22 protein-coding genes are annotated in these 22445 nt (G+C 45.0%); 9 read left to right on the plus strand and 13 right to left on the minus strand.

From position 1 onward, the window contains the following. Positions 1-20 precede the first annotated feature (20 nt). Positions 21-878: an SDR family oxidoreductase gene (locus tag AC2Q9J_RS10805; RefSeq protein WP_499039781.1), complete on the minus strand. Its 858-nt coding sequence runs from the start codon at positions 876-878 to the stop codon at positions 21-23. Between the two features lie 98 nt (positions 879-976). Continuing rightward, on the minus strand, positions 977-2275 hold the full coding sequence (locus AC2Q9J_RS10810) for an MFS transporter (RefSeq protein WP_499039783.1): 1299 nt from the start codon (positions 2273-2275) through the stop codon (positions 977-979). Positions 2276-2392: 117 nt separating this feature from the next. Here AC2Q9J_RS10810 and AC2Q9J_RS10815 point away from each other — a divergent pair, with 117 nt between their 5' ends. Further along, entirely contained in the window at positions 2393-3619 is a 1227-nt protein-coding gene (locus tag AC2Q9J_RS10815) for a helix-turn-helix domain-containing protein (RefSeq protein WP_499039784.1), read from the plus strand. A gap of 23 nt (positions 3620-3642) precedes the next feature. Here the strand turns inward: AC2Q9J_RS10815 and AC2Q9J_RS10820 are convergent, their stop codons facing one another. Together AC2Q9J_RS10820 and AC2Q9J_RS10825 are read right to left on the minus strand one after the other, a co-directional pair. Beyond that, positions 3643-5178, minus strand: coding sequence for a GNAT family N-acetyltransferase (locus AC2Q9J_RS10820; protein ID WP_499039786.1), 1536 nt, complete (start codon positions 5176-5178; stop codon positions 3643-3645). A gap of 15 nt (positions 5179-5193) precedes the next feature. Then, the gene (locus tag AC2Q9J_RS10825) at positions 5194-6312 is read right to left on the minus strand and encodes an NAD(P)/FAD-dependent oxidoreductase (protein ID WP_499040454.1); all 1119 of its coding nucleotides are present in this window, start codon (positions 6310-6312) and stop codon (positions 5194-5196) included. 153 nt (positions 6313-6465) lie between these two features. On the opposite strand from AC2Q9J_RS10825, the gene AC2Q9J_RS10830 reads away from it, so the two are divergent. From AC2Q9J_RS10830 to cls, 5 genes are all read left to right on the plus strand, one after another. Next, positions 6466-7308, plus strand: a complete 843-nt coding sequence (locus tag AC2Q9J_RS10830; RefSeq protein ID WP_499039788.1) for an MBL fold metallo-hydrolase — start codon at positions 6466-6468, stop codon at positions 7306-7308. Between the two features lie 217 nt (positions 7309-7525). Continuing rightward, positions 7526-8788, plus strand: coding sequence for a glycosyltransferase (locus AC2Q9J_RS10835; protein ID WP_499039790.1), 1263 nt, complete (start codon positions 7526-7528; stop codon positions 8786-8788). Next, complete coding sequence (locus AC2Q9J_RS10840; RefSeq protein WP_499039792.1) at positions 8733-9452, plus strand: HAD-IIB family hydrolase; 720 nt, start codon at positions 8733-8735, stop codon at positions 9450-9452. The genes AC2Q9J_RS10835 and AC2Q9J_RS10840 overlap by 56 nt, the downstream gene beginning before the upstream one ends. A gap of 204 nt (positions 9453-9656) precedes the next feature. After that, positions 9657-10487 carry a squalene/phytoene synthase family protein gene (locus tag AC2Q9J_RS10845; RefSeq protein ID WP_499039794.1) on the plus strand — a complete coding sequence of 277 codons (831 nt, stop codon included), beginning with the start codon at positions 9657-9659 and terminating at the stop codon, positions 10485-10487. 139 nt (positions 10488-10626) lie between these two features. Further along, positions 10627-12081 (plus strand): cardiolipin synthase, encoded by a 1455-nt coding sequence (cls, locus tag AC2Q9J_RS10850; protein WP_499039796.1) that lies wholly within the window; start codon positions 10627-10629, stop codon positions 12079-12081. Positions 12082-12293: 212 nt separating this feature from the next. Here cls and AC2Q9J_RS10855 read toward each other — a convergent pair whose 3' ends face one another. Further along, entirely contained in the window at positions 12294-13157 is an 864-nt protein-coding gene (locus tag AC2Q9J_RS10855) for a M15 family metallopeptidase (RefSeq protein WP_499039798.1), read from the minus strand. Between the two features lie 121 nt (positions 13158-13278). Here AC2Q9J_RS10855 and AC2Q9J_RS10860 point away from each other — a divergent pair, with 121 nt between their 5' ends. Beyond that, positions 13279-14430 (plus strand): 3-phenylpropionate MFS transporter, encoded by a 1152-nt coding sequence (locus tag AC2Q9J_RS10860; protein WP_499039800.1) that lies wholly within the window; start codon positions 13279-13281, stop codon positions 14428-14430. Between the two features lie 292 nt (positions 14431-14722). On the opposite strand, the gene AC2Q9J_RS10865 is transcribed toward AC2Q9J_RS10860, so the two are convergent. The 4 genes from AC2Q9J_RS10865 to AC2Q9J_RS10880 all read right to left on the minus strand — a co-directional run bounded on the left by AC2Q9J_RS10865 (position 14723) and on the right by AC2Q9J_RS10880 (position 17987). Further along, positions 14723-14968 carry a hypothetical protein gene (locus tag AC2Q9J_RS10865; RefSeq protein ID WP_499039802.1) on the minus strand — a complete coding sequence of 82 codons (246 nt, stop codon included), beginning with the start codon at positions 14966-14968 and terminating at the stop codon, positions 14723-14725. 54 nt (positions 14969-15022) lie between these two features. Further along, positions 15023-15832, minus strand: a complete 810-nt coding sequence (gene yidC / locus AC2Q9J_RS10870; protein WP_499039804.1) for a membrane protein insertase YidC — start codon at positions 15830-15832, stop codon at positions 15023-15025. Between the two features lie 181 nt (positions 15833-16013). Next, positions 16014-16799 carry a helix-turn-helix domain-containing protein gene (locus tag AC2Q9J_RS10875; protein WP_084243052.1) on the minus strand — a complete coding sequence of 262 codons (786 nt, stop codon included), beginning with the start codon at positions 16797-16799 and terminating at the stop codon, positions 16014-16016. A 282-nt stretch (positions 16800-17081) separates the two neighbouring features. Next, a complete protein-coding gene (locus AC2Q9J_RS10880) occupies positions 17082-17987 on the minus strand; it encodes a diacylglycerol/lipid kinase family protein (RefSeq protein ID WP_499039806.1) in 906 nt (301 codons plus the stop codon). 105 nt (positions 17988-18092) lie between these two features. On the opposite strand from AC2Q9J_RS10880, the gene AC2Q9J_RS10885 reads away from it, so the two are divergent. Beyond that, complete coding sequence (locus AC2Q9J_RS10885) at positions 18093-19220, plus strand: MFS transporter (protein WP_499039808.1); 1128 nt, start codon at positions 18093-18095, stop codon at positions 19218-19220. Between the two features lie 29 nt (positions 19221-19249). Here AC2Q9J_RS10885 and AC2Q9J_RS10890 read toward each other — a convergent pair whose 3' ends face one another. Together AC2Q9J_RS10890 and AC2Q9J_RS10895 are read right to left on the minus strand one after the other, a co-directional pair. Continuing rightward, entirely contained in the window at positions 19250-19630 is a 381-nt protein-coding gene (locus tag AC2Q9J_RS10890) for a YbyB family protein (protein WP_499039810.1), read from the minus strand. Positions 19631-19693: 63 nt separating this feature from the next. Continuing rightward, positions 19694-20161 carry a GNAT family N-acetyltransferase gene (locus AC2Q9J_RS10895; protein WP_499039812.1) on the minus strand — a complete coding sequence of 156 codons (468 nt, stop codon included), beginning with the start codon at positions 20159-20161 and terminating at the stop codon, positions 19694-19696. A 94-nt stretch (positions 20162-20255) separates the two neighbouring features. Between AC2Q9J_RS10895 and AC2Q9J_RS10900 the strand changes: the two genes are divergently transcribed. Further along, complete coding sequence (locus AC2Q9J_RS10900) at positions 20256-20747, plus strand: GNAT family N-acetyltransferase (protein ID WP_499039814.1); 492 nt, start codon at positions 20256-20258, stop codon at positions 20745-20747. A 337-nt stretch (positions 20748-21084) separates the two neighbouring features. Here the strand turns inward: AC2Q9J_RS10900 and AC2Q9J_RS10905 are convergent, their stop codons facing one another. Both AC2Q9J_RS10905 and AC2Q9J_RS10910 read right to left on the minus strand, forming a co-directional pair. After that, positions 21085-21684, minus strand: a complete 600-nt coding sequence (locus AC2Q9J_RS10905; protein ID WP_499039816.1) for a DUF4064 domain-containing protein — start codon at positions 21682-21684, stop codon at positions 21085-21087. Positions 21685-22274: 590 nt separating this feature from the next. Beyond that, positions 22275-22445, minus strand: coding sequence for a hypothetical protein (locus AC2Q9J_RS10910; RefSeq protein WP_499039818.1), 171 nt, complete (start codon positions 22443-22445; stop codon positions 22275-22277).

Consider the following 22445-nt stretch of genomic DNA (forward strand, 5'->3'; position numbering starts at 1 on the left):
GCTTGCTTTTTCTATCTTTATTAATAGGATGTTCCGCCGTTAATGTGCAGAACCTGTCCTGTTACATAAGAAGAATCGTCGGATGCAAGGTAGACATACCCTGGCGCCAGTTCGTCCGGTTGACCCGGGCGCCCAAGCGGTGTCTGGCTTCCGAAGCCTTCAACTTTATCAGCAGGGAACGATGCCGGAATGAGCGGCGTCCAGATAGGACCTGGCGCCACGCCATTGACACGGATGCCTTCTTCCGCCAGTGACCCCGATAAAGCGCGGGTGAATGCCAGAATCGCACCTTTTGTTGATGAGTAATCGATCAATGTCGGCTCTCCCCGGAAGGCGGTGATCGACGTGGTATTGATGATGGAGGCACCGCGCTTCATATGTTCAAGTGCCGCTTTCGTCAAATAGAACATACTGAAAACATTCGTGCGGAAAGTGCGTTCCATTTGTTCAGCTGTAATATCCTTCAACGAAGTCTGCATATGCTGTTCGGCTGCATTATTCACAAGGATATCCAGCCCCCCGAATTCATCCACTACTTTTTGCACACTTTCTTTGCAGAAAGACTCATCTCCGACATCCCCGGCAATCAGTATGCATTTCCGCCCTTCCTGTTCTATCAATCGTTTCGTTTCTTCCGCATCTTCATGCTCATCCAGATAAAGAACGGCAACGTCGGCTCCTTCTTTGGCGTATGCAATCGCTACTGCACGGCCAATGCCGCTGTCTCCGCCTGTGATCATCGCTTTTTTATCTGGTAAACGCTGTGCTTTACCGGCTAGATTTTTGGCGAAATCAGGTGCAGGATCCATTTCTGATTCAAATCCCGGTTGGCGTTCCTGCTCCTGACCGGGAACTTTTTTCGGCTTATCCTTATCCATTCAGAATCATCCTTTCCAGATTTATATGTCCTTGTGGATTTTCCCCTTTTGGATAATCATAAACCTGGCTGAACCTCCTCAATAGAGCACCCGCATTTTTATTTCTGCAGTTCCGGATTAACTGGGATAAAATTTTGATCCAGTTCAGGATGGGCTTGTTTCAAAACGGATGGGCGCATTAAGAAACTCGTCAACACCACCAGACAAAGGCTGCTGCCGATAACGACATACTCAGCGGGTACAGCATCATATAACAAGCCGAATATCAGATAGCCAAGCGGCATCATCGCCATCGCCATGGACTCCAAAATCCCAAAAACACGTCCCCGGTATTCTTCTTCGACATCTTTTTGCATCATGACGCCGATTGGTGTATTGACGAATACATTTGTGACACCAAAAACCAGCATCAGCACCAGAAAGAAAACGACTGAACCGGTGTATGATAAGTCAATCATCAATGGCAATGCCAGTCCTGCAAGGAGAACCGACATTACCAGAATCCCTCTTTTTGAAAAGCGCAATGGAAATTTCACTTCTTTCCCTACGGAGAAGTAAATGGATGCCAACAGCATCCCTACTGCAATCATCGCCTCGATAAAGCCAAAATGCGTCGCTTCGATGTTCAATTCCTGGACCGCGATAAACGGCAGTCCGATCATTAATGCGGAAAAAAAGAAATTGATGCCGACAGCAACCGTCACAATTACCATGACAACCCGGTTCGATCTTAAATAGGCAAAGCCTTCCTTCATTCCCGCAACCATTGATTTTTTCGCATCTTCAACAGTTTCGGCGACTCGATTCGTAAACAGCTTGAAGTTCATCGTCGATTCAAGAGCAACAGCCAATAAATAAGCGGCCACCTGGATAATCAGAAAAACATTCATTGAAACGAAGCCAAATAATATTCCGCCGACAACCGGCCCGCCGATTGTGGCAATTGCGATGGCTGATTGATTAAAGCCCATCGCTTTTTGTATACGGTCAGTATCGATCAGGTTCGCGATGGAAGAAGAAAAGGTCACACTGGCGAACATGGAACTGACGGAAATAAGCGCAGTGGTCGTATAGATGGCCGGCAGCGATAATCCCGCATAGATGCTGTAGACCAACAACCCGCCAACTGATAAAGCACTGGCCAGCTGCGCTAAAATGACAATCATTTTCTTCGAGTAATTATCCGCGATATATCCGGCAAATGGCGCAAGCAGCGTTCTCGGTAAGATGCTGCAAATCAAATTAAGCGCAAAATTGGCGGCTGAACCGGTGAGCGCAAGTACATATAAACTGATGCCAAACGCGTAAACGGAACTGCCGAACGTTGAGATAAGCTTGCTGATGGTAAACGTGTACAAATGATAAGTAGCCTTGCCGATCTTCGCTGCTTCACTCATTTCTTTCACTCTCCACTCCAAAAGTTTAATTTAATTAAACAAAATATATCACGCTCCTTCTGGCAATGCAAGCAAAAGTTTAATATAATTAAACCATACTGAAAAGCAGGTGATGACATGGCTTCATTAGGTGAGCGCATAAGGAAATTACGGAAAGAAAGAGGCCTGACATTACAGGCTTTGGCCGGCGAAGAACTGACCAAAGGAATGCTCAGCCTTATAGAAAATAATAAAGCCAACCCTTCCATGGAGAGTTTGGCGTATATAGCAGAACAATTAGGTGTCGATAAAAATGAACTGCTTGAAGAATTTTCGACGGGGGAAATACGGAAATTGCTTCAGGAAGTCGAAGAACTTTATAAAGTAGATGTCATGAGCAAAGATCTTATTAAAGAATATGAATCCATTGTTTTGAAAATACAGCCTTATAAGGAGAAGCTTCCTTTCCGGTATGAATCAGCAAGACTTCTTGAAATTTACAGCCGTTGCAGCTATCACGCCAAAATCGACGGATGGCAGTCCAGTCTAAAAAAGGCGGAAGAAATATATGAAGGGCTGCATATGATCAATCAAAGCGCAGAAATCCATATCTTCCGTGCAATGACGAGTTTCACCGAGCACCGTTACGCTGAAGCGCTTACGATGATTCAGGAGTCACGTAAGATTTTTGAAGAACGAGCTGGAGTTTTGGATCCATTGAAAAAATTGGATTTCGATTATTATGAGTCGATTCTTTATTCCGCGATTGGAGATGGCATTAACGCTTCGCGAATCATGCAGAATGCAATCGACTATTCAAAAGAACAGCAGGTTTTTTATCGGATTGACAGTCTTTACCGGCTCGCTGGTTTTCAGGCTGTATTGGATCAGGATATCGAAAGAAAAGACTATTTTTGTGAAAAGCTGCGCTTATTCGCCAACTTTTTGGACGATGAAGATATGGAAGCTTTTTCAGATGCGATTGAAATTCATTATTTAAATTCTGTCGCCCATGAGTTTGAGAAAGCCAACGAAATAATCGATCATAATTTAGCGAAACACGAAGAGATTACCACTTTTTTGTTTACACTTGAAAAAGGAAAAGCTTTATACGGCTTGGGTGAATTCGAAGAAGCGCTCACTTGGCTTAAGAAACACAAAACTTGGGAGTTTTTGCACCACCCTTATGATTTGTCCATGCATTATGAAAAAGATGCATATCTGGCTTTGGTCCATGAAAAACTGGGCGACCACCAAGCTGCTCTCGAACATGCAAAAATCGCCAAGGAAAACATAGAACCAATGCCCGACCTTCCGTATAAGAAATTCATCATGGACGTATATAATGAAATAACTTCAAAATAAAACCCGCCGATTGGCGGGTTTTGTCATTCCTTCTGATAATTGAAATAGAGTGTGAAGAATTTCTGCAGCGCTGCCCAGTCTTTTTCAAAGTCTGGCTGGATACAGGAAATCTGAAAGATGCCGCGCCGGCGCAGGTAGCCGCTTTGTGCGTGGAGTTCATATCCCGATAAATGCGCGTCCTGCGGAAATTTCTCGAATTGATCAACAGTCTTGAATGAGATTGCCGTGGGAAAACCTTCTGCTACTAAAGGCCAGTCGTTGATTTCCTTTTTAACCACTTCGAACCGCTCCTGCAGCAATTGATAACGTACCGGATATTGTTTCAGGGCTTTGCCAAAACTTTTCAGCAAGCTGTAAGGCAAAGTAAAAGGAATATCACGCTGATACAACCCAAGATCAAGATAGCTTGGCAATGAGTGGTCTTCCGTTATTTGATGATTGGCAAATACGATAGCGAGTCCGCTCATTGTGCCGACTGCTTTTCCGCTGGTCGCCGTCGCCAGCCAGCAACCTTCCAGCGAAAATGGAATAGCCCCAAAACTGCTGATGCAATCAACGCAAAATTTAACGTTGTTTTTTCCGCACAACTCGCCTATCGCTTCGAAATTATTCACCATGCCGGTCGATGTTTCGCCGTGGACCATCAACAGCCAGCCGTATTGCCCGCTTTTCATTAACTCGTTGATGGCACTCCCGGAAAACTTTTCTCCCCATTGATTTTCCACACTGTCGAATTCAAGCTGCCAGCGCTTCGCCTGTTTGATCAGGCGTTCGCCGAATTCTCCATTGGTGAGGATTAAGCCGCGCTCATTCAACCGGGAAATCTGCGCAAGCATCGCCTCATTGGCTAAGGTGCCGCTCCCTGACAGCAAATACGGAGAAGCACCGGACATAACGCGCAATTTATCTTTCACTTCCTGATAAATCGCCTGGAAGGTTGAAGACCTGTGCGACATCGCTTCTTCGGTGAAGGGGCGCGCCAATTCTTCAGTAAGCTTCAGCGGACCAGGCAAAAATAATCGCCGCTTCGCTTGCAGGCGCGCAGCTACAGACTCCGCATAATCAGCGCGTGTTGTAATCATCGGAATAAAAACCGCATCCCCGCTGCCAACTGGTTCCGCAAATTGACGGAAGCCAATTTGTCCATACAGTTTTAATTCGCGGACCGTGCCAGAAATTACAGCGGCATCAAATCCTTCTTCACAGCAATAATCGGACAGAGCCCGCGCCAGCAAGAAAAAGACCCGTCCATTGCGATGTTCTTTCCGTACAGCGAGCAGTCTGATTTCGCAAAGTTTACCGGGCTGATCGAGATGTTCTTCCACTCTCCCTATTTTTCGGTCCAAGGAGAACGGCCGATCGGAGCGAACGGCGATCATGCCCACCAGTTCCTCATCGGACAATACGATCAGATATGTATTCTGTTCATGGAAAGGATCCACTCGAGTTTCAGATTCATGGGCTTCGTGCTGAGGAATCTCTTCCACAAATGTGGTGTAATTCAATTTCGCTATTTTTTCATACTCAGCCGCAGTGCGGGCAATTTTACACCAATACACTCGTTTCTCCCCTTTCTATATTTTCTGGAAGACCTGATCAATCGCATAATCATCCAAATCGATATCCGGTGAAATCCCCATCGCTATCTTAGCCAGTTGCGCGCCAAGAAACGGCCCGGCCGTCAGCCCTGAAGAACCCAGCGCATTCGCGGCGAAAAGATTTTCGTGTCCCGGCACCTGGCCGATAAACGGCAAAGCACTTAAAGTCGATGGCCTAAATCCGGTGCTCGCTCCTGTCAATTCAGCAGCACCCAAGCCCGGAACCACATCCAGCACTTTATCAAGAATGTGATGGATGCCTCCTGCAGTCAATTTAGTGTCAAAACCAGCGTTATTTTCATGCGTTGCTCCCGCAATAATGCGGCCATTCGCAAACGGAACGATATATTGTCCGAACGGCACCATCGCCACCGGCCAATCGCCAGTCGCAGTTTCTTCAAGCTGCAATTGGAGAATCTGCGCTTTTTGCGGCACCACATCCATCTCCAGTCCAAGGGCTCCGAATAATTCAGGCGCCCAAGCGCCTCCCGCTGAAACAATGCTGTCAGCGTATATTTCCTGCTGCCCTGTTTTTACTCCGATCACTTTTTCGTTTTCAACAATCAGCTCCGCATCGCCTGCGATAATTTCAGCGCCCAGTTTTCTGGCGGCGCTGACGAGCGCATCCCGAACAGCTCTGCCATCGACTCTGGCCGCTCCGCTGACATACAGAGAGCCATATTCACTGCCTGCATGCGGAAATAATGCCTGAGTCTGCTCGGCATCCAGCCTTTCGATGACGCCCATTTCAGGTGCATCTTCTTTTCGCTCGCGGGCTTTCGCTTCCATCTTATCCAGTTTGCTGTCTTCATGGATGCTGACGATGCCCACTTGCTTATAGCCCGTATCTGTTTCACCGAGTTCTTCCAATTCCTTTATCAGCGACGGATAATATTTCGCGCCGCTTTTGGCCAGATGATACCAGGCTTTATTGCGGCGCTGGGAAATCCATGGACAAACGATCCCAGCTGCTGCTCCCGTCGCCTGCCCTGAATCTGCGCGATCCACCAAAGTCACTTCCGCCCCTGCCTTGGCCGCTTCGTATGCGGTCGACGCGCCCAGAATTCCTCCGCCTATAATAATCAATGACTTCATAATTTCACCTTTTTTCTGCTTCATCTGCATTTCATTCTAAAGCACATCTGCAAGAGACTCAACTTCACCGGAAACTGTGCCTTCCTGATTCATTTTCTGTATTTCGGGGTAAAGCAAGAAATAGAAACGATACGAGAACAGGAGGAACTAGCAATGGAAAAAAGCAAAAGCACTGAAGCCATCTTGCCGATGACTTCCGTTAAAAGCGGCTCCGGAGTGGAAGTTGCCCCGGATGTTTATTGTTACACCAACCAGATCGTCAATCTCTTCTTTATCGGTGATCCTCATGTAAGCAATGATTATATTCTGGTGGATGCCGGGATGCCGCGCTCTGCCAATAAAATTCTTCAGGAAGCCGAAAACCGTTTTGGCCCGGATCATAATTTGAAAGCCATCATTTTAACGCACGGCCACTTCGACCATGTCGGCAGCATTATCGATATCCTTGAAAAATATCCAGTGCCCGTTTACGCGCACCCACTGGAGTTCAGCTATTTAAAAGGCATCACGGATTATCCGCAACCCGATTCCTCAGTAGAAGGCGGAATGGTCGCGAAGATTTCAAAAGCATTCCCTGCGGAAGCAATCGATATTTCCGCTCACCTTAAAGAACTTCCAGCAGACGGTTCTGTTCCCGGCATGCCCGGCTGGCAATGGATTCACACTCCCGGCCATTCGGCGGGACATGTTTCATTGTTCCGCAAAGCGGGCAAATTGCTGATTGCAGGCGATGCTTTTGTAACTGTCAAACAGGATTCCCTCTATAAAGTGCTGACCCAGAAAAAAGAAGTTTGCGGTCCTCCGGTTTATTTGACTACGGACTGGCGTGCAGCATGGGAATCTGTCGTGAAGCTTACAGATTTGCAGCCGTCCATTGCTGTAACCGGCCATGGCAAACCAATCCATGGTTCAGCGCTGGCGAAAGGGCTTGTCGACCTGGCGAAAAATTTCCAGGAGAAAGCAGTGCCTTCCCACGGCAAGTTTGTTGATAATTAAGTTCACCTCTTTTGGAAATTAAGTGATTTAAAAACTTTTAACACCAGCCACTAAGCGCCAGTATCTACTGGCGTTTTTTGTGCTGATCCCCAAGTATTTACAAATATATTAATTTTCAGATTTAATGTTTATAGTCCCAAATCTTGGGGTATACATTAACCGTAGTCCCAATTTTTTTAGTTAATGATTTATGAATATAGAAACGGAGATGAACTCGATGATTAAGAAAGTGCTGTTTGTTTCGGATCATGGAGATCCATTGGCAAAGTTGGGCGGTAAGCAAGCCGGAGGCCAAAATAATTACGTAAAACAATTGGCACTTGCGCTGGAGGATAAAGGTCTGCAGGTGGACGTCGTCACACATTGGTGTGAAGAATCTGCACCCCGCATCGAAGAATTCGGAAACGCGTGCCGTGTAATCCGCATAGAAGCCGGATACAAAGGATTTGTCTCAAAAAACGAAATGCATTCAATGCTTTCCGCATTTTATAAAGAAATGAAAGAGACACTTCCCCTTGAAACATATGATATCGTCCATACCCATTACTGGCTGTCAGGATTAATCGGGATAAAATTGAAGGACGAGTTCAACCTGCCATTCATTCATACTTCCCATTCCCTTGGCTGGGCAAAAGAGGAAGCCACAGGAATTGAAGATGAGCGTCGTACTGAGGCTGAAACTGAGATATTGCAAAGAGCCGACCAGGTGTTAGCTACGACGAACAGTGAAAAGCATTTGATTAAAAAGAATGTCGACTCTCCTTCTCCCATCAGCGTAATCCCCATTGGTGTTGACGAAGCGTTTAAAGTACGCGGAAGCCGGACCCATATTCGCAAAAAACTTGGCTACTCAAGCCCTCTATTCGTTTTCGCTGGAAGATTAGAAGAAACCAAAGGTATTTTCACCTTGCTGAACGCATTTAAATTGCTCGCCGAAAAGACGACAGATACGTATCGTCCCCGTCTTGTGCTCGCTGGAGGCGAACCGGATGCAATTGATTCTGTAACGAACCTTCCAAAAAATCATAAAATCCGCAAAGCGTTACGCGGAATAGAAGATCATGTGGATTTTCTTGGTCCTAAGTCACAGGAAGAACTGGCGCTGCTCTTCAACTCTGCTACGGCGACCATCGTTCCAAGTTTCTATGAATCTTTCGGAATGGTAGCGGCGGAAGCACAAGCTTGCGGAAGCCCGGTTATCGCTTCAAATATAGGCGGACTTAAAAATGTCGTTCAAGATGGTGTTACCGGACTTCTCGTGGAAACAAAAAATGCAGTCGATCTGGCAGTTGCAATGGAAGTTATTTCTATCAACTCCCTTCTTGCCCAGAAACTCAGTAGACAGGCTGTAGAGTTGGCTAAAAAAGATTTCCATTGGCCGTCAATTTCGGAAAGAGTAATGAAAATGTATGAGGTGGTAAGCAGTGCACAAAGCAACACATTTGTTGGCAACCGATTTGGATGGAACGTTCGTCGGTGATCGTGAAGGACTCGATGAACTTTTGAAGTTTTACGATAGACAGGAATTCGATGTTTCCTTTATCTACATCACCGGACGGCATTACCATTCGGCAATGTCGTTGATTGAAGAAGAAAATTTACCAGCTCCTGATGTGCTGATTACAGATGTCGGCACAGAAATTCGTTTTGGGAATTCGTTCGAAAAAGACCTGGAATGGGAAAAGAAGATGCTGGGACAATGGCAGCCTGAAGCAATTGATAAGCTAGCAGCCACTATTGATGGTTTGCGGAAACAGGATTTACCGGTTACTAATCGCTGTTCCTATTACGCGGAAGACAGCCGGATTGTAACAGCCTTTGAAACACGTCTCAGTGAAGCAGGGATTCCACATAAGCTGATATTCAGCGGCGGACGTGACCTCGATATCCTTCCAGCTGGCAGCGGCAAAGGAACAGCACTTGAATACATCCTTGATAAATTCAGTGCTCGCGAAGCCAAAATACTTGTAGCTGGTGATTCGGGCAATGATAAAGAAATGCTGACTTTAGGCCATCCATCTGTAATGGTTGGCAATGCGCAGCCGGAATTGCTGGACTCCCCGGCAAGCACAATGATTTTTAGAGCCTCGAAAGCGTGTGCCGGAGGCATTCAAGAAGCCTGGACCCATTTCCATCCGGAATAACCTCCCCTTTCCAAACCTCGTGTTTTGGAAAGGGATTTTTCTTTCTGCTCAGTGCCAATACCGTATTATCATTTGTTTTTTCCGCCAGATGGTTTATATTTAAAGGGAAGGCAATTTCATTCTGAGGAATGGCTGACGCCAAGAGAATATACATATATACATAAATGCACGATGGACTATCCAAGCGAAAAGGAGGAATTTGAGATGAGTAAAGTTGCGAATCTGCAAAAAGAGTCAATGGTCATGCTGAAAGAAACGAGCCGTACCTTCTTCATACCCATCAGCTTTTTGGAACCCGTTCTAAAAAAGACTGTGGGCTCAGCTTACCTTTGCATGCGCGCAATCGATGAACTCGAAGATCATCCGGAACTGGAAGATGAAGTTAAAAGCAGGCTACTAAGGGAAACCAGCAAGATGCTTCACTTGCCGTTCGACCGGGAAGCTTATGAAGCGATGCTTAAACCTTATAAGCACATGCTGCCGGAAGTCAGTCTCCGACTGGCCGATTGGATCAGCGTCTGCCCGCCTGAAATCGCACCCAAAGTCTTGGAATCGACAGCGGAAATGGCGGAAGGAATGGCTAAATGGGTAGACCGGAAGTTTGTCATCCGCACTCGCGAAGACCTCGATGATTATACGTATTACGTCGCGGGACTAGTCGGAACGATGCTGTCCGATCTTTGGAAATGGCATGACAATACAGAAACAGATCCGCAGCTTGCTATCGGTTTCGGACGCGGTCTGCAGGCCGTCAATATGCTGCGCAATCTGGACGAAGACCGCGAACGCGGTGTCAGCTTTGTACCGGAAGGCTGGACACGCGAAGATATGTTCAATTATGCAAATGAAAATCTTGCACAAGCCGATTTATATGTAAAATCAATTACCAACAAGCGAATTCTAATGTTCTGTAAAGTACCGCTCGCCTTAGCGCACAGTACATTAAAAGCTTTGAAATCCGGCAAAGAAAAAATGAGCCGCACAGAAGTCGAAGGCATTGTTGAACAATTGAAAGAACAGGAACAAATCAATTAAGCCGGCAAGCCCGTTTCCTTTGAAGCGGGTTTTTGCTTTAAGAAAGAATTTTAAAATCGATTTTTACAATTTCTTCTTATAGAGAATTAAATGGTTTATACTGTAAATACAATGTATTTTGTATAAAAGGGGAAGTAAAATGACTCTCACCATCATCAGCGTCTTATCAGTCGCTATTTTCATATTGAATATCTTCCTTGCCGCAGCACTGGTTTTTCTTGAACGCCGTGATGCTTCTTCAACTTGGGCATGGCTATTGGTGCTGTTTTTCATTCCGATTGCCGGTTTCTTCATCTATCTTCTGCTTGGGCGGCGCCTCAGGAAAAAGACTTTATTCAAATGGGAAGGCCGTACCCGTGTCGGGATTGAGAATTTGATCGCCCACCAGATGAACGAGCTTCATGATGACACTTTCTTTTTCAGAAATGAAAATTCAAAAGAATATAAAGATCTGATTTATCTTCACCTTCGTAATAACGGTGCTGTTTTGACCCAAAACAATGATGTCCAAATTTTCAATGATGGACGCGATAAATTCGAAGCGCTGATAAAAGATATCGAGAATGCGAAACACCATATACATATCCAATACTATATTTTCAGGCTGGATCAATTAGGCAACCGCCTTCTGGATGCCTTGATCGAAAAAGCGAAGCAAGGGGTAAAAATCAGGTTATTGTATGACGATATGGGCTCACGTACATTGAGCAAAAGACATTTCAAGGAATTGGTCAAGTACGGCGGCGAAGTGGAGACTTTCTTCCCTTCCATTCTGCCGCTCATTAATCCGCGGTTGAATTACCGCAACCACAGAAAAATCGTCGTCATCGACGGCTGCATTGGATACATCGGCGGTTTTAACGTCGGCGACGAATATATCGGGCTCAGCAGGAAATTCGGTTATTGGCGCGATACACACCTCCGCATAGAAGGCGGAGCATTGCATCCGCTCCAAACCCGTTTCATCCGTGACTGGAACCAGGCTTCCATTCGCCAGGACATTGAATATGATGAAATCTATTTTCCTGCCATAGCTGAAAAAGGGACAACTTCCATGCAGATTGTCTCAAGCGGCCCCGACGAGGAATGGGAACAGATCAAAGACGGCTATATGAAACTGATCAATATGGCTGATGAATATATTTACATCCAGACCCCCTACTTCATCCCGGATGCCAGCTTCTATGACGCGATTCGAGTGGCGGCATTGTCAGGGATTGACGTGCGGGTGATGATCCCGAATAAACCCGACCATCCATTTGTCTATTGGGCAACCTATTCATATGCAGGTCAGCTGCTGCGCGCGGGGGCGCGTGTTTTCATCTACGACAACGGCTTCCTGCATACAAAAATGATTGTAGTGGATGATAAGGCATCGACTGTCGGAACCGCCAATATTGATGTCCGCAGCTTTAAATTGAATTTCGAAGTGAATGCATTCATCTACGATAACGATATTTCCAAAGAACTCGGCCGACTGTTCCGCCAGGATATGGAGTTATCGAACGAACTCACCATGCAGATCTATTATGAGCGGACTAAATTAATCAAAACAAAAGAATCGATTGCCCGTTTACTGGCACCGATTTTGTAAGAAAAGCGCAAGCGCCCGTTTAGACCTGACAAGCGCTGGAGGACTTGAAAGTAATGGCGTTCTTTGCCATTGCTGGCAAGTCCGAAGCGACTCGAGGGGCTGGGCCGCTGGAGTCTGGACAAGAAGACACTCATTGCAAAGAATCTTTAGATTCTTCATCTTTAAAAAAGCGCCGATCAGCATTAACTGCTGATCGGCGCTTTTTTTATCGTTTACTGCTGTTCAAGATATTCTTCCAAAGTGATATCCGCTTCGTAAATTTCTTTCGCAACTTCTTTTCCGACAAAGCGGAAATGCCACGATTCATGCATATAGCCGGTCAATTGTTCTTTGCCTTCCGGGTAACGCAGGATAAAGCCGTAGCGGTGGGCGTTTTCAGCCACCCATTTGCCAGCTTCGGTATCGCCAAAACTTGCCGCGGCCCAGTGCTCCTCCGCACCGGATTCGCCGATATCAAAAGCCAAACCTGTCTGGTGTTCCGAAAAACCGGGACGGGCACTGTAGCGGTCCGCTTTTTCCTGTCCGTCTTTAGCAACATATCCTTCATATAATTCCTTCTGGCGGGCAAAATCACGGAATGTACTGAAGGCGGTTAAATCGATATTTAATTTTAACGCGTCGGCACGCATCGCTTCAAAAGCGCTTTGCGCTTCCGGATTAACGCCCGGAGCATAATCCGAAGGCAGCGGATTCTGCTTGTTTGCCAGCAGAATGCCATCAATCACTGTAGGTTCGTCCGGCAATTCAACCGATTCGGGGTACACGGTTGCGTCTTTAACTTCCTCTTCCACAGCTTCTTCATCTGGTTCCTGAGTTACCGGAAGATTTTCTTCGACTTCTTCCTCTTTTTCTTCAGGAATGACAATATCATCTTCCTGAACATCCGCAATCTGCTCTTCCGCAGGTTGCTGCTGATTGCTGCCCCCTGTTAAAGCATCAAGGCTCCGTTCCATATCCCAGTCATGAAGATAAAGCCACACTGTAATTGATGCCGCAATTAGCAAAGCACCGATGATCAAAATCCATTTTATATAAGGTTTCTTATCTTTTTTATTCATTGAATAACGAGATTGCATAGTTCTCCTTCTTTCTCTCAAGTTCTTTATCATTCTAACACCTTTATGCTTTAAATTCTCCCTAAATCAATGAACTTTCGATATACTTGAAATGACTTTTTAAAGATTAGAGGGTACACGCATGAACAATCAAAAATGGCTGTCGCTTAACTTCTTTGCCTTCTTTTTCACCTGGGGCATATTTCTTCCTTACTGGACGGGCTGGTTAACCAACGATAAAGGACTCAGCGTTTCCGCAGCAAGCATCATCATGGGGGCCGGCATGATTGCCCGCTCTTTATCCACTTTGTTCTTTTTCCCCATGCTCACAAGGCTGTTTTCCCTTGGCCGGCTGATGCAGATTCTGGCCATCGCTTCACTCATCAGTATGGCTTTATACATACCTGCCAATTCTTATATAATGCTTTTTGCCATTACATTCATCTTCAACCTGATCTATCCGAATATCTTGCCTGCCATGGAAAGCGGCGCCACTGTATTGATGCAAAGCGACCGCATCCATTACGGAAAAAGCCGGTCTTTCGGGTCACTCGGCTATACGGTTGCTTTACTGATTGTCGGAGTAGTGACAGCTATCTGGCAGGAACAGGCGATTCTTTGGGTCATGCTTGCCGGACTGCTGTTCATGGCAGTTACGCAATCAGCCGTCTCCCCTGCACCTCTATCAATAAAACCGGAGCCAAAAAACAAAGCGAGCAAAGGCGCTGTCGGAGAATTACTGAAATCCAAAGCATTTTTAACCATCTTAACGGTGTCGATTTTATTGCAGGGCGCTCATGCCGCTTATTATAACTACGGCTTCATCTATTTGCAGGACATCGGGGTCAACAGCTTTTATATCGGCCTGATCCTCAATGTCGCCATCATTTTTGAAATCCTCTTTTTTGCTAAAGCGGATACGTGGTTTGACAAATGGAGCGTCTCATCGATGTTTCTTCTGGCGGGCATCGGCTCGACTCTGCGCTGGATTTTGATTTTCATGTTTCCATCTGTATGGGTGTTCATTTTTTCGCAGGTGCTGCACGCCTTATCCTTCGGCGTCGCCCATTTTGCTTTCATCCGCTATATTTTTAAAAAGCTCGATCCTTTGCATATACCCGCTGCGCAAGGAATGTATGCCGCAGTTGCCATGAGCCTGAGCGTCGCTTTGCTGACTTTCATCGGCGGATTCCTGTATGAAATCTCGCCTGGCTTGTCATTCCTCGGAATGATCGCGTTTTCGTTCCCTGCCATTATCGTTGTCCTGATGACCCGAAAAAAATTCTCATATTAATTTTTTCATTCCACCCCCAAAAGCCTTAGATACCATTCGAATATATAGGTATCAAAGCTACAAGGAGATGGGCACAATGAAACAAATTTCACAAAGCGATCTTCTCAATCTTATGAACCGATTAGATCTTTTGCTGAATGAACGCGAACAGGATAAACGGCAAGCTCAAAATACTGCGGCTACCGCTTAAGAAGACTTCCAAGGAATATAATATAGCATGCAAAAAACAGCGCCTCCCTTTAAACGGGCGGCGCTGTTTTTGTGTTTTGGATGAAGTTTTGGTTTCTTTCATTTATAGCAGAATGGTTCCAAGCACTACGAAAAAGAGAATACCGAAGATGACTGCCATCCCCATCATCCATTTCGCTTCGCGGTCCATGCCCTGCGCTTTCATCTGCCGATACCTGAACATATTCGTCAGAACGAACAGTACGGTCATGAACAGTACTGCGATATCCATATATCCCATAATCAGGAATACAACCGCCAAAATACTAAGTGAAGCAATCCCGATTCCTTGCAGCATTTTTGAATTCATTCGTTCCACTCCCAAAAAAGAAAGCCGGCATTCGATGCCGGCAAGCTTTCAAAATTATTTTTTCTTTTCCAAAACCACTTTCTCATCGCCTTCATCTTCCACTGCTTCCAAAGCTTTCTCGGGATGGTTCGAATAAAACTTGCGTCCGATGAATGTTTGGATGATCAATAGAATACCGCCGACTGTCCAGTAAACCGGCAAAGCGGCCATTGACGTGAATGAGATGAACATGATCATGATCGGTGAAATGTAGACGAAAAGCTTCATCTGTTTCTGCTGCTGTTCCGGCATCGTCCAGAGGGATACTTTTGCCTGGAAGAAGTAAACAGCACCGGCGATCAATGTCATGACGATATCCGGTTCACCAAGGTTGAACCAAAGGAATTCATGCGAACGCACTTCCGGCGAATACAGGATGGCGAAATAGAGCCCCATAATAATCGGCATCTGGATGACTACCGGCAGACAGCCCATATTCAATGGGTTGACTTCATGTTTTTTGTAAAGCCCCATCATTTCCTGCTGAAGCTTCATCTGCTCTTCTTTATCCTTTGTCCCCTTCAGGCGCTTTTGGATATCTTCCATTTCCGGGCGCATTGCATCCATTTTCACTTTCATTCCCTGCTGGCGTTTATAAGTACGCAGCATGAAAGGCATCAGTACAAGACGGATAATAACCGTGATGGCTACAATCGCAAGTCCATAGCTGCCCCCAAAAAGATTTCCTAAATAATCAAGGGAAAAATCAAACGGCGCAACAAAAATGCTATAGAAAAATCCTTCTTTATTCTCTACAGCCGAACAGCCACTAAGGAAAAGCACCGCAGCCGTAAGCATCGACATTAAAATAAATTTCTTTTTCAAATTAGTCACCTTCACCTTTTTAAACTATTAAGAAGTATACCGCATCCGAAGAGTATATTTCAAACCGCGAAAAAGCCTGACACTGTATTGGACACAAGATTTGACAACATTATGGCGCAGCAGCGCATTCATACAGTCGAAAATGTCCAGAAAAAAAAGGAGAATTTCTTCTCCTTGCTAGTTACTTGGCATTCGGTAATGTATATCTGAAATAAGGAATATGCTGGCTGTCGCGGAATTGCTTCGGCGTAACCGTGGTATATTTCTTGAAGATGCGGGTAAAGTAGCTCTGGTTGCAGAAATGGAATTGTTTCGAGATCTCTGAAATTCCTTTGTCTGAATGGCGAAGGTAATGCTGAGATTCCTCAACACGGCGCACATTCAAGTATTCCACCAATGTGATGCCGGCATGCTCACGGAAAATCCGCGACAAATGGCTTGTTGAGATATGGAAATGCTTCGCTACATCTTCCACAGACAAATCACGTTCCACTTCATCGTTGATGAACATGACCACTTTGTTTACAGTCTGATGCCCGAAAGAAGGCTGTTTGCGTTCTGAAATCACTGAAATGAAGAACTCAATTAGTTCATCCGCTACATATAAAAACTCTGAATCATTCATGCGGTTATCGACAAGCTCGATACAGGCATTATTGAAAGCAAAAGCTTTTTTCGGCGGCACGCGCATTTCAAATAGTTTTCTTGCCATCACAGAAGAGAGAACTATGTAATAGTTTCGGATCGCGCGGATCGTATCTTTGCCTGCATGCAATGAAATCATATCGATCAAGGCACGAAGCGTCTCTTTCGCCTTCTCTTTTTCCAGGTGATGGATTTCATAAATTAATTGAGTTTCGGTTTCAAAAAACTTTTCCAAGCCATCATATTGGTTTAAATTTTCACTTTCTGTCATGAAAATCTTGGAAATGGTTTCTTGAATTGTTGGTACAGCAATTATATTCATCTTTTCCCCGTCTTTCTTTTCACAAGTTTTTGCACTCACTATGTTAACTATATACTGAAACAATAAATAAGGACACAGTTTTGCTTAAAATAATATAATTTTTTAAGCAATATGGTCTATTACCTATGCCCTATCCGTAAATTTTATAGGAAATATCTTCCCTAAATATATACTAAACATACCGCAAATGTCATAAAAAATCTCGCTTTATCTTTAAAAGTAACATACATTTAATATTTCTGAAATACGCCACATCTCCCCCAATATAATGCGTTTATTATTCTAGTCTTTTAATTCTTCTTTGTCTGGCGGAATGAGGGCACGAATATGCCGCGGCAGAACTTCGATTTTAAACGGTGTTGCACACCCTTCATCACCATCAATATTACAAATTAACGGTTCTTTCGTTCTGATGACTACTTTTGTTGTATGGATGGCTTCAACTTCAGGGTCTTCTTCCAGTTTTCCTCGCCATAAAGCTCCTGCCATTCTGACAAAACCGGCGAGTTTTGCATGTTCTATAATGTATAGATGAAGAAGACCGTCATCCGTTAATGCTTCCGGTGCCAGCTTTTCAAAGCCGCCAACTGAATTGGTCAATGCAACCAGAACCAGTTTGGCGTCTCCTTTCCAAACTCCGTGGTCATGTTCAACTTCGAAATAAGTTTCTTCTTCGGACGTAATCGCTTTGATTCCTTCAATAAAATAAGCAAGCGCCCCAAGGCGGGTCTTCTGTTCCGGTGACACAGAAGAAGTGGATTCCGCTATATCGCCGATAGCCAAAATATTCATGAAGTACATATCGCCCACTTTCGCGATATCAACAGCTTTTTCTGTTCCTTTTTTCAATGCTTCGATCGCTTCTTCCGGGTCCAGGGAAATTCCGAGTGCCCGCGCAAAATCATTGACAGTGCCAAGAGGAATCAGGGAAAACAACGGCTGATGAGGCTGCTCCGCCAGACCGGATACCGCTTCGTTTATCGTGCCGTCTCCACCCATCGCCACAACAAAATCATATTCCTGCTCACAGGCTTCACGAGCAAAAAGAGTTGCGTCCCTTTGTTTTTCTGTCTCTTTAGTATCGACAATATATCCCATTTCTTTAAGGGTTTTTTCCACATTTTCTCTATAATCGGCAGCTTTTTCTTTTCCTGCCGACGGATTCAGTATAAACATTGCCTTTTTCATCTTTCTACCTCCAGGTGGTATAATAGTTTCATTATTTCTATTTACCCTTTTAACACTCTCTCTTAATCCATAATCTTTTATTATTTCAGGGAATGAGGAACAGCAATGCAGCTTTTTATCTATCTCATCATCTTCTTTGCATTCTTTGATCTTTTTGCTCAATTGCCGATCATCAGCCCTTTTGCGATTGAATTGCAGGCAACTCCCTTTTTAACGGGATTGGCCGTCGGCATGTATTCACTGTCCAATACTTTTGGCAACGTTGTTTCAGGCATTTTCTCTGACAGAAAAGGGCCCTTTGCCATTTTAGTGGCAGGATTGCTGCTGACTGCGGCATTCCTCTTCACTTACTCACTTGCAGAAGGTCCATACAGCTTGCTCGCCATCCGTTTTTTACATGGATTGGCAGCCGGACTGATCGTCCCTGCAGCTTTCACCTATTTGGCCAACCGAACTGACCATAGCCGCCGTGGTAAAGGAGCGGCCGTTTCAGGCGCTTTTGTCGGACTTGCCGCCATTATCGGCCCCGCTTACGGCGCAATATTTTCCAGCCGCACAAGTGTACCGGAAACTATGGCAGTGACAGGTAGTATGCTGCTGATTCTCGGCATTTTATCTTTTTTCATGTTGAGCCGCACTATCAAAAAACGAAAAGAACTGCCCGCTGAACCTCTTACTTTTAATATGATCATTCTTAACTCAGGTTTATTGCGCGCTTTTCTGGGCGCCTTCTTCCTGATGTTTTCACAAGGCGTGCTGGCTTATATGCTGCCCCTGAAAGTTTCCGGACTTGGTCTGCCCGCTGAAATGAGCGGCCTGTTATTGAGCGTTTTCGGCATTGCAGCCATTTTGGTGTTCCTGCTCCCTGTAAATCGGCTGTTCGACGCCATTAAGCCTGTTTATACTTTAATAGCCGGTTTCTTCCTTATGGGCACTTCGCTGTTTCTATTGAGTGCTGTTTCTGCGGCTCCCCTGCTTTATATCAGTATGATTACATACGGAATCGGCTTTGCGTTCCTGTTTCCCTCCATTAATTCATTGCTGATTGATTCGACGACGGAACGTTCCCGGGGCAAAGCCTACGGCTATTTTTACGCCTTCTTTTCAATCGGTGTCGTAGCGGGTTCATCCTTTACAGGCGCACTGGCATTGAGCGCCGACAACGGTTTTATCACTAGCGGCATATTGCTGTTAAGCGCTGCAGCAATCAACTTTGCAACTTTACGGAAATAAAAATAAAGGGTGGTCCTCGGACCACCCTTTTAAATATTGTCTGTATTTATTTTTGGTTCGGGAGAAGCCGATTCGGTATCTTCCGCTTTTTCTTTGCTTGTATCGTTTGGCGATAATTTTGTTTTCTCTTCATTTTTGTCTTCTTTTTGCTGTTCTTCTTCATTATAATACTGCACTGAAGTCATCGCACCTTCTGAAACCATCTTATTTTCACGTGGTTCCTGCGGTTTCGATCCATCATGCGCTGTTTTTTTATTGTCGTCCAGGTTTTGTGATTCCATATATGAATTCACCTTCTCTTTCGCATTATTGAAAGCCAATGTCGCTTTTTCGCGATTTTCGGGGTTTTTGAAGTAAGTGTAGGCACCTACTGCAAGACCCGCCAATAACAATCCTTTTCCTTTTGCCATTCGATTCACTCCTCCGCGAATTGATGTCTTCTATAATATATACCCTTATTCCTTTTATTTAATCTATTTCGGGATGTTCAGACTATCCTTTTTATCCAGTTTCATATCCACATGCGGGATGCCGTCTTCATCGTAAACGTCTGATATCGGATCAAAACCGAACGATTGGTAGAATTCCTTTAAATAGACCTGCCCCTGCAGCCGAATCTCTTCGGTTTGCCATTCACTGAAAATAAAATCGATGCTTTTGTGCATCAATTCACGGGCTAGACCGCGTCCTCTGGCCTCTGGGTTGACGATTACCCGCCCTATAGAAGGAACGCCATATTTAAGTTCTCCCGGCACAAGCCGCGCATAGGCAAGGATCTTTTCATTTTCTTTATATGCCAAATGGACCGATTTCTGATCCAGGCCGTCCAGTTCAGGATACGGACAATTTTGCTCAACGACAAAGACATCCACCCGCAGCTTCAGCATGTCATAGAGTTCAGCTGCAATGAGTTCATTGAAATCATAAAATTCCCAAGTCAAATGCATTCCCTCCTTTTGTCTCTATTATTCCACAACAGTGGCTATTCATGGGGAATTTTGATATGATGACGAAAAGAATTTCCGAGGTGATTGCATGATTCGCACAGGTACACCCAAAGATATTACAGCTGTTCAGGAAATTGCCCATATCAGTTGGAATGACACTTACCAAGACATAATCCCAGTGAATATACAGCAACGTTTCTTAGATAAATCCTATTCCGTCCCAATGATGGAAATGCGCCTGAAAAAAACCATCCTTTTATTGGCTGAACACGAAGGCGAACCCGTTGGCTTTGCCAATTTCACGAAACTCGATGATGACGGGGACGCGGAATTGATTGCCTTGTATTTGAAACCTGAACACCAGCGCCACGGCTATGGAAAAATGCTGCTCAACAGCGGTTTGACTTATTTGCTCGACGGTTCCAATCTATTTGTTTATGTGGAATGCGAAAATAAAAAAGGCCGCAGTTTTTATGAAGCGAACGGCTTTGAGTTTGTGGAAGAATTTGAAGAATTATTTGAAGGCCATCCGTTGCAGACAGCCAAATATGTTTATAATTTGAAAGCACCCGCTCTATGAGCAGGTGCTTTTTAGCTTGTTTAGAAAGAAAACTGGGAAACCGATATTCCGCAAAACAGCTCCGAAGACATTAGCCGAAGCTTGCAAGGCTAAGTCTTTGCGACGAAGCAACGCAGCGATACAGGAGCACAATGGTTTTACCTGGTGGCTTAATCACCTGGGAGTCTTCGCTGTTTTGCTCCATATCTCAGAAATGGTTTCTATATAAGCAATAATTTATACAATCCATTTAGAAGTGAGAAAGCCGACAAACAGATTCTGCACCCCATCAAATCTACAGTTTCTCGACAGCTTGAAAAGCACCCGCTCTATGAGCAGGTGCTTTTCTTTGTACTGTTTATAGTGGACGATACGGTGTATCGTCGTCGCGGCGCGTATCATCGCGGCGGACTGTATCGTCTGTTCTGCGAACTTCGTCTTCGCGATATACAGGTTCATCCGTTCTGCGGATTTTCTCGTCACGGTATGCCCCGTCATCTCTTCTGTGCAACTCATCATCGCGCATTGGCGGTTTGCGTACAAAGCACATGATTGCAGCAATATAGAAGAGAATCGACGTCAGTGACAGGACGCCTGCCAACAGACCTGCAAGAATGAAGAATATGCCTGCCAGGCTCGCATTGCTTGTTTTCTTCAAGTTAATAAGAGCAACTACCGCCAAAATCGTGCTTAGTGCAAGCATCGCTACTATAGCCCAGCCGAATACTCCAACACCGTCCATAATGAAATCCACTACCATTTGAGCTTCTTCTGGACTTCCCTCAAAAGCGGGATCATTCATAATTTCCTGCTCAAACTGTTCAAACTCGGCAGTACCTTCCAAGCCGCTGAGACTAGTGATCAGCCATGCCAATAAAATGATTGTAATAATGTTAAATACAATTCCGATTATGCCGAGGACTCTTTCTCCTGTCCTGCTGATTGTTCCATTATTCATCTAACTACCTCCCTCTTATTTGCAGCCGCACCAATTTCTAATACGGCTCGCAGAAAACTTGTTCATAAATAAGATTCCCTGAAAAAATTTGCTGAAACATGTTTAAAATGCTTTTACCCGGGTATTTATTTAGTAACAAACAAAATTACAAACATTTGAGAGGGGTTCTATAAAATGGAAAAAAACTTAGTATTTAGCCAATCAGATTTCATGTACGGTGTAGGTGGAGCTTCAATTTTGACTGGTATCGTTTTCTTAATGACATTCCTATAAGAAATTGGAGGTAGTTATGAAAAATTACATAACTGAGACATAGAAAAAGCAATCCAAACCATAATAAATGGCGGATTGCTTTTTTGTTTTTTCTTTGTCCAGACTCCAGTGGCCCAGCTCTTCGGGTCATAAGCCATCCCAGCTGCCGTGGCAAAGAACGCCACTCTGCTGGCCTGTCTTACGCCTTTCAGAGCTTAACGGGCACTGTCGCTTTTCTTTGTCCAGACTCCAGTGGCCCAGCTCTTCGGGTCATAAGCCATCCCAGCTGCCGTGGCAAAGAACGCCACTCTGCTGGCCTGTCTTACGCCTTTCAGAGCTTAACGGGCACTGTCGCTTTTCTTTGTCCAGACTCCAGTGGCCCAGCTCTTCGGGTCATAAGCCATCCCAGCTGCCGTGGCAAAGAGCGCCACGGCAGTTGGATTCTTCGGTGCTCCTGCATCGCTGCGCTGCTTCGTCGCAAGAGATGGCCCCAAATTTCTTGGGGCCAT

The organism is Planococcus sp. RAB007_Raresut, assembly GCF_057369535.1.